The organism is Peribacillus sp., assembly GCF_059453735.1.
On record NZ_JAZVJO010000324.1, the window covers coordinates 1 to 2386 of the forward strand.

Consider the following 2386-nt stretch of genomic DNA (forward strand, 5'->3'; position numbering starts at 1 on the left):
AACTTTTGGTAATAGATATGTCCATCCCTATGAACAAACACTTCTAAAACACTTGAAAGGGCATTAACAACAGAAGCACCAACACCGTGCAAGCCGCCAGAAACTTTATATCCTCCACCACCGAATTTACCCCCGGCATGAAGAACGGTCATAATAACTTCTACAGCTGGACGTCCCATTTTTTCATGAATACCTACAGGAATACCACGGCCATTATCAATAACAGTAATGCTGTTATCTTCTTCAATGGTTACTTTAATTTCAGTACAGTAACCAGCAAGCGCTTCGTCAATACTGTTATCTACAATTTCCCATACAAGATGATGAAGGCCTTTTGATGAAGTGGTACCAATATACATCCCCGGCCGTTTACGAACAGCTTCTAGTCCTTCTAATACCTGTATCTGATTCTCATCATAACTTTCCACTTCCGTTTGTTTTTGTTCCATTGTCACACCATATCACCTACACTTTTCTATTGGCATTTTAGCGTACTAAACTTGTTTTTGGTTTTTGTTTGGTTGTGCCATCTATTCATCAAATGAAATTGCTTTTTGCAATGATCTTTTTTTTAATGTTCCAGAAGCTAGGGGGGAATAATAAACATGGTTATCTGTAATCACGATGGACTTGATAGAGTTCTTAGCTAGATTAACAATTTTATCTGCTTTTCGCTCAAGAAACTCATGAGTAAAAGGGGAACAATCAAGCAATTGTTTATCTAAAATAGCAATTACCTCATCGGTTTTAACAAGAATGTCCTCACCAATGTGAAGATACATAAGTTCACCTCATCATTTGACTTGTATGACGTTTCCCTGGTGCACCGTAAAGGTTGATGCCCCGCGCAAGGTTTGATGGTCAATTCCATCAACAGAGGTAGTGGTAACAAAGGTTTGTACTTTTCCTTGAATCGTATTAAGCAGATGTGATTGGCGATAGTCATCCAGTTCAGACAAAACATCATCGAGTAATAGAATTGGATATTCGTCAATTTCTGCATGTATTAATTCGATTTCAGCAAGCTTAAGTGAAAGAGCTGTTGTTCGCTGCTGTCCTTGTGACCCAAAGGTTTGAACATCTCTGCCATTGACAAAGAAAGCTAAGTCATCTCGATGAGGTCCTGCCAATGTCACACCACGTTCAATTTCTCTTGTTCTTACCTTGGAAAATTTATCTTCAAATACTTCTATCATTTTCGTCAAATCCATAGATTCTGATACATCAAGGGAAGGTTTATACTGGATTTTCAACTTTTCCAGATTTCTCGAAATTCCAGAATGAATCGGTTCAGCCCAATTTTGAAGTAAATGCAGAAACCTATACCTTCTTTCGACAATTTTCACCGCATAATGTATGAATTGCTCAGTTAAGACATCAAGCATGGCCGTATCCGTTTGTTTTCGTGTTTGAAGAAGCTTTAAGTAGTGATTTCTTTGGATAAGAATTTTATGATATTGACTCATATCATGAAGATAAACAGGCGAAACCTGGCCGATTTCCATATCAATGAACCGCCGTCTGACTTGTGGAGCTCCTTTTACCAAGTGAAGATCCTCCGGTGCAAACATGACGACATTCATATTTCCAACATACTGACTTAATTTTTTCTGTTCGATATGATTACATTTTGCTTTTTTACCTTTTTTGGAAATCGTTAATTCTAAAGGAATCGACGTAGTTTGTTTTCGAACCCGTCCTTCTATTTTAGCATATTCTTCATCCCAACGAATAAGATCTTTATCATTTGATGTCCGATGCGATTTAGCCATCGCTAAGACAAAAATTGATTCCATGACATTTGTTTTACCTTGTGCATTTTCACCTAATATCACGTTGACCTTATTTTCAAAAGAAAGCTCTAGGTTTTGATAATTTCGGTAGTGCCTTAAGGCTAAGTTTTCTATATACATAGTCGATACTTCCCTTTTACTTTAACGAGTAATGACGAATATTCCAATGTCTGGTATATCGATTATGTCACCCTCTCGTAATTTTCTGCCTCGACGGACGTCGAATTCTTCATTGATGAAAACATCATTTTCACCTAAGAAGGGTTTGGCCATGCCGCCGCTTTGGATAATATCTGCAAGCTTTAAAAATTGTCCAAGCGTAATATATTCGGTTTGAATCTGTACCTCAGTTATTTGCATTGCTTTCACTACCTTCAAAGTAATCTCTAATACTTTATTTTACTAAAAAAAAGACATTAAGACAAAGCATTGCCGATTTTTTAACTAAAAACAGGGGAAAAATCGTGTTTTTCACAGGAAACTACAGAAAAAAGGCCTGTTAAACAGACCTTTTCTCTATAAAAAAGAATAATGTTTTAACTTAGTAAGTTCGAACCGGAAGTATTAATTGCAGCATTGTATCGTCATGAATA

General features: G+C 36.8%; 4 protein-coding genes. All 4 read right to left on the reverse strand.

Translation table 11 applies throughout. The features are described 5' to 3' along the window. A partial coding sequence (locus tag AC52RT_RS10275) for an ATP-binding protein (protein WP_495540659.1) occupies positions 1–449 on the reverse strand: 449 nt, incomplete at its 3' end. Between the two features lie 81 nt (positions 450–530). Further along, a complete protein-coding gene (gene remB / locus AC52RT_RS10280) occupies positions 531–782 on the reverse strand; it encodes an extracellular matrix regulator RemB (protein WP_040374725.1) in 252 nt (83 codons plus the stop codon). Between the two features lie 12 nt (positions 783–794). Next, the gene (gene recF / locus AC52RT_RS10285) at positions 795–1913 is read right to left on the reverse strand and encodes a DNA replication/repair protein RecF (RefSeq protein ID WP_495540658.1); all 1119 of its coding nucleotides are present in this window, start codon (positions 1911–1913) and stop codon (positions 795–797) included. 21 nt (positions 1914–1934) lie between these two features. Further along, positions 1935–2153: a S4 domain-containing protein YaaA gene (gene yaaA / locus AC52RT_RS10290; protein ID WP_495540660.1), complete on the reverse strand. Its 219-nt coding sequence runs from the start codon at positions 2151–2153 to the stop codon at positions 1935–1937. Positions 2154–2386 lie beyond the last annotated feature (233 nt).